The 5,346-nt window shown below is 69.4% G+C and carries 2 protein-coding genes and 2 pseudogenes; 2 read left to right on the plus strand and 2 right to left on the minus strand.

Going from position 1 to position 5,346, the window contains the following annotated elements; all coding sequences use genetic code 11:
* Positions 1 to 52 precede the first annotated feature (52 nt).
* Together ABZY11_RS42670 and ABZY11_RS42675 are read left to right on the plus strand one after the other, a co-directional pair.
* Positions 53 to 580 carry a HEAT repeat domain-containing protein gene (locus tag ABZY11_RS42670; protein ID WP_356484336.1) on the plus strand — a complete coding sequence of 176 codons (528 nt, stop codon included), beginning with the start codon at positions 53 to 55 and terminating at the stop codon, positions 578 to 580.
* A gap of 185 nt (positions 581 to 765) precedes the next feature.
* Positions 766 to 1,661, plus strand: a pseudogene (locus ABZY11_RS42675) (transposase); the annotation flags it as partial.
* 371 nt (positions 1,662 to 2,032) lie between these two features.
* Here the strand turns inward: ABZY11_RS42675 and ABZY11_RS42680 are convergent.
* A pseudogene (locus ABZY11_RS42680) lies at positions 2,033 to 3,265 on the minus strand (IS4 family transposase).
* A 161-nt stretch (positions 3,266 to 3,426) separates the two neighbouring features.
* Positions 3,427 to 4,857 (minus strand): alpha/beta hydrolase, encoded by a 1,431-nt coding sequence (locus tag ABZY11_RS42685; RefSeq protein ID WP_356484337.1) that lies wholly within the window; start codon positions 4,855 to 4,857, stop codon positions 3,427 to 3,429.
* Between the last annotated feature and the right edge of the window lie 489 nt (positions 4,858 to 5,346).

Here is a 5,346-nt window from a genome sequence, read left to right on the forward strand (position 1 = left end):
CGAAAGCACCAGGCCACAGCCCGTCGCAGCCACTACCGACGACGATCCGCCGATGAACCCACGGGATAGATCACGAAACCGTACTGGAGTACTAGAGCCCCTTCTCGACGACCCCGACCCGGCGATCCGCGTTCACGCCGCCTACGCACTGGCTACCGCCACCGACCCTCATCGGACCGTCCGCTCAGCTCTTGGCACCCAGTTCGCCGTCGAGCAGGACCCGATCGTCCGCGCCGCCTTGGTCCTCGCCATCGCCGAGGCCGCCCGCGCCCACCCCCACGTGCCGACCACCGCGTGGATGTGCGATCGGCTGCGGGACCGGACGCAGGCGCCCGAGGTCCGGCTGGCTGCCGCGATGGGCTGGCTCTGCCTCACCGACGAACCCGCTCCCGATGACTTGCATGTCGCCGTCAACGACCTCGCCACCGACGAGCGCGCCCACGCCATGGACACCCTGCCCTGGATGACCGTCGCCGGCGGATTCGGCGAGACGGGGCTGCGGCGCTGCGTCCGAGAGATGCTCCACCCCGAAAGGCCCGATCCGGTGGGGTATGACGACCCGTGGGCCCCGCGCCCCTGACGGCGGTGGCAAGCCACCATTGCTGCCTACCGGGCACTGTGGTCCGAGCTTGGCCTCTCGCGTCCGGCTTCGAACAGGCGGGCCCGGTGATCACTCGTCCGGGTGTTTCCGGGACGGCGGTAAGGCCTTCGCGTGATCCTGAACTCGACCAAGAGGGACAGGACTTGACTGCGAAGGCCGTAGTAGTGAGTGTGGTGGAGCAGGGCGTGCAGTGCGAGCCGTTCGCGGAACTGTCACGCTTCCGGGGGTCTTCTACGACTGCCTGACCGGTCGGCGCGACGCGCTGTTCGAGCTCACGGACGCGGTGCTATGCACCGACGGGCCGGTGAGGACGCTGGTGGACCTGGCGCTGGCGCCCGAGCACCGGCGCGGGCATGGTGCTCTGTACGGCGCGTTGAACCGGGGCCGCGTGGACGTCGACCGGCTGCGGACGGTGCTGGCCGGCCTGCCGCTGCCGCGTGCTGCCGACGGCCGACTGGTGCTCGCGGTGGACGTCTCCCCGTGGCTGCGGCCGGGCGCGGAGACCTGCCCGGACCGGTCGTTCTGCCATACCTACGGCCGCGGCGACGCCAAGCACCAGCTGATCCCCGGCTGGCCGTACTCCTTCGTCGTTGCGCTGGAGGCCGGCCGCACGTCCTGGACGGCGGTCCTGGACGCGGTGCGGCTGGAGCCCGGCGCCGACCTGGCCGCCGTCACCACCGCCCAACTCCGCGACACGGTGAACCGGCTGATCGCGTCCGGGCAGTGGAAGGCGGATGATCCGGAGGTCCTGGTGGTGATGGACGCCGGCTACGACACTCCGCGCATCGCCCACCTGCTGGCCGATCTGCCGGTGCAGGTCCTCGGCCGTCTTCGCTCGGACCGGGTGATGCGCCGAGTGGCGCCGACCCGCGCGGAGTTCGCCGCGGCCAACCCGGCCGGGGGCCGGCCACCCAAGCACGGGGCCGAGTTCGTCTTTGGCGACCCCGCGACCTGGGGCGCCGAGCAGGCGGTGACCTGCACCGCGACCCGCCGCTACGGCACCGCCGTCGCCCGGGCCTGGGACCGGCTCCATCCGAGGTTGACCCGCCGGGCGGCCTGGTTGGACCACGAGGGCCGGGTCGGCCGCCCGGCTCGAAGACCCAGCGGCCCGCCGCCCGCCACGAGGTGAACAGAGTCCTGGCCACCGGCGAGGCCTACGCCCGGCCCGCCCACCACAAGAAGGGCACCAAACCACGACGAACCGCTACAAACGTTCAAACGGCAACCTTAAGGAAAATACCGGTAACTCAGTGCTTTGGTGTGCGTTTGACTCGTTTCGGTTGGGTGGCGCAGACGAGGGTGATGGCCGGGGCGCGTGGTCGGTCTGTAGTGCGGTGGGCGGCGCGTTTGAGGGGCCGGCTGGCGACTTTGCGTTTGATGACGCGGGGGTTGGACCGGCGGCGTCGTGGTGGCAGGAGGCGTTCGAGGAGTTCAGCGTGGGTGGTTTTGATGGCGCGGGTGAGTCTGCCGGGGGGAAAATGCCGCCTGGTCGGTGACCTGGCGGCGCGCGACGCGCAGTGAGCGGGTGAAGGAGATCCGGTCGGGGTCCTGGTCGGCTTGTTGTGCGGCTTGGTGCATCAGGTGTCGGATGGCGTGGTGGACGAGCAGGAAGCCGTAGAGTTCCTGCTCGGCGCCGTCGGGGTGCTGTGAACGCAGGACCAGGTGTGACCCGCCGAGGTGGGTCTTGATTTCGTCGAGGGTGGACTCGAACTCCCATCGCTGGGCGTAGAGGGCGGCGAGTTCCGTGGCTGGGGCCTTGTCCGGGTCGAGGATTGTGGTGATGAGCCGGTAGGCGCCCTCGTGGCCGGCGATGGTGTACTCCACCGCGCGGACCGGCACCCCGCGGCGGGTGTGGTGGATGTCGCTGCGGTCGAAGATCTCGGTGAGGTAGGAGCCGTCCGGCAGCTGCTCGACCACGGGGAGCACGAGGTCTTTGCGGACGCGCTACAGCAGGTCCGCCCCGGTTGCCGCGGCTTTGCGCCACAGGTCCACGCCGTAGAAGCCACGGCCGGCCAGCAGCAGCATCCCCGGCCGCAGGGACACCAGGACCGCCCGGGCCGGAGTCTGCTCTCCGGCGCGCAGAGCTCCGATCGCGGCGTCGAAGACGGCATGGGTGCCGCACTCCACCAGGCCGACCATGCGCAACTGCGGACATCCGACGTCCTGTTCACCCCGCCCGGAGCGAGGCGGACGGCCGAAGGCATCCACGTTCGCCTTCGTGTCAGGCAGGTCGAACGTGGTGCCGTCGATCACAGTCAACCGCCAGTCGCGGTAGAAGGCGCCCTGCGTGGCCGATGTGGCAACCGGACGGCACACCCGCGCGAACAACTCCCGCAGCGGCGCCACACCCAACCGGGACCCGGCCTTCCAGATCGCCGCCGAACTCGGCACCACCCACGACGCACGCCAACACCGCGCACCCTGCAAACCTGCTGTCAGCAGCCGGGCGACCTCCTCATAGCTCTGCCCCGAGAACAGGCACATCGCCAGCACGAAGTAGACCACCAACCGGGCCGGCAACAGCCGGTTTCGCTGCTGCACCCGGCCCGTCTCCGCCAACACCTCGTCCACAGGCGACCGAGGAAACGCCTGCGTCAGCACCCCGACCGCGACCCGGTCCGACAACCGCTCACCAAATGACTTCAGCTGACCCGCTCTTGGCATACCAACAACAAAGACCGGATTGCCCCTGAGTTACCAGTATTGAGGTTAACAAGGGATTAGGGAATCGACAGCGAGGTCGTCCGTCGGGAGGAACCAACACACCCCATCGCACGGAGGCACCATGGCCGCAATCTGGGCCGGCATCGACGAGACCGGCCCGCTCAGGACGGCACGGCCGGGCACCTGGTGCCGCGTGGTGGCACGGTCAGGTCGGTCAGGTAGCCGTCGACGGCGTGCTCCATGCAGGGGCCGCTGGTGACGCTGCCGTGGCCTTGGCCCTCGTAAGTAAGGAGCGCGCCGCTGCGGCCGAGTTGCCGGGCCACCGAGACCGCCCAGGGGTAGCCGGTGGCGGGGTCGTGGAGCGCGTTGGACACCAGGATCGGCGGGACGCCGCGGGCCGCCAGGCGGTGCTGCGGGTTAGCGGTCGGCGCGCCCAGGCACGCCGCTGTCATCTGGATCGGCAGCAGGGAGGGCAGGTCGGGTGCGGTCCTGTTCATCACGCCGACGAGTGAGGCGTATTCCTGGTAGTCGCGCACCGGCAGGTGCCAGTCTGCGCAGAAGACGAGGGTCGTCGGCGGAAGCGGCGATACCGAGGTGGGCGAGGCGGGGAGCGGGCTGCTCGACGCCATCCCGGTGATGGCCTTCGCCAGGCCTGCGTAGTCGACTTTGTAGAACTTCTTGAAGGCGATCCCGTTGACCAGATCCGCTGACGAGAGGGGGGTTCCCGGCTTGGCGGCGTTCTCCAGCTCGCCGCGTTGGGCCCGGGTCAGCAGCCCCTGCCAGACCGTGCGGACGTCGCGACCGTGCAGTGCGCAGGTCGAGTCGTCGGCGCACCATTTCACGAACTCGTCGAAGGAGTCCTGTGCAGCGGTCGCCTCGGACCGCAGGAACTCACGGGTGGTGGAAACGCTGTGGTCCATCACGCTCTCCAGCACCATCGCCCGGACCCGGTGAGGATGGGCCTCGGCGTACTCTGCGCCGAGCAGTGTGCCGTACGAGCTGCCGTGGAAGGTCAGTTCGGCCTCGCCGAGGGCAACCCGCAGGGCGTCCAGGTCCTGGACCGTCTGGGCGGTGTCAAGGTGGTCGAACACCGGGCCGGTGCGTGCCCGACAGTCGGCGCGGAGCCGCTTGTTGTAGGCCAGGGTGGCGTCGAAGTCCGCTTGGCTTGCCAGCTCCGGTGACGGCCGCTGGGCGAGCAGGTCGCCGGAGCAGGTCACCGGGTTGCTGCTGCCCACGCCACGCGGGTCGAAGCTGATGATGTCGAACCTGCGGCGGATCTCGGGACTGAACCGGCTGATGCCGCTCACCACCCGCTCCACCCCGGAGTCGCCGGGACCCCCGGGACCGAACACCATCGAGCCGACGCGTGCACCGGGGTCGGTGGCCTGGCGGCGGGCCACGGCCAGGCCGAACGTCGGCCCGCCCGGGCGGGCCCAGTCGATCGGCACCGTGAGGGTGGCGCACTCGGCGCCCGGGTTGTCCGGGTCGTTGCACGGAGCCCACTGCAGGGCTCTGGCGGTCACCGGCGCCGCGTTCACGATGGGCGCGGCGGCGAAACCGGCGACGGCGGCGATGGCGGTTCCCGCGACCATGGCCGTGCTCCGTACGACGGCGCGCCGTAGCACGGACCTGCCTCTGAACGGCATGAATCATCCTCCTGACGAGACTGGGCGTGAGAGACGTGCTCGGGAATGTGCAGACCCGGCTGGGACTCCTTGAGCACACTAGGTGCGCTGTCGGCCGCCCGGTGCCGTTGTCAGGGGCCGTTCCGGGGCGAGTCAGGGATGAACCAGGGATGCCGTAGTGACGCCGGCGGGGGTGTGAGTTGAGGTGTGGGGTGTGGTGTGAGCTGGGGGTGTTGCAGATCGGCTGAGAACGCGTCGTGGCATGGCGTCCACTGGCCCGGTGATGGGCTGGCTGACTCGGGTTGTGTCAACTTCGTTGAAAGCGCGTGGGTTTGTCGCATGTAGCTTCTGCGTCTAGGGAGCGTATCGAGTCGTGATCAATCTGCGGGATGTGCCTTCGTGGCACGGTCTGGTCCGGTAGACCGTCTTAAGTGACGCGAGTGCAACTGACCGATC

Source organism: Streptomyces sp. NPDC006510, from assembly GCF_040611955.1.
Classification (GTDB): domain Bacteria; phylum Actinomycetota; class Actinomycetes; order Streptomycetales; family Streptomycetaceae; genus Streptomyces.

Bases quoted from the DNA above. Each gene is read 5' to 3' on its own strand.
- ABZY11_RS42670 (WP_356484336.1), top strand. From the start codon at position 53: ATGAACCCACGGGATAGATCACGAAACCGTACTGGAGTACTAGAGCCC.
- ABZY11_RS42685 (WP_356484337.1), bottom strand. From the start codon at position 4,857: ATGGTCGCGGGAACCGCCATCGCCGCCGTCGCCGGTTTCGCCGCCGCG.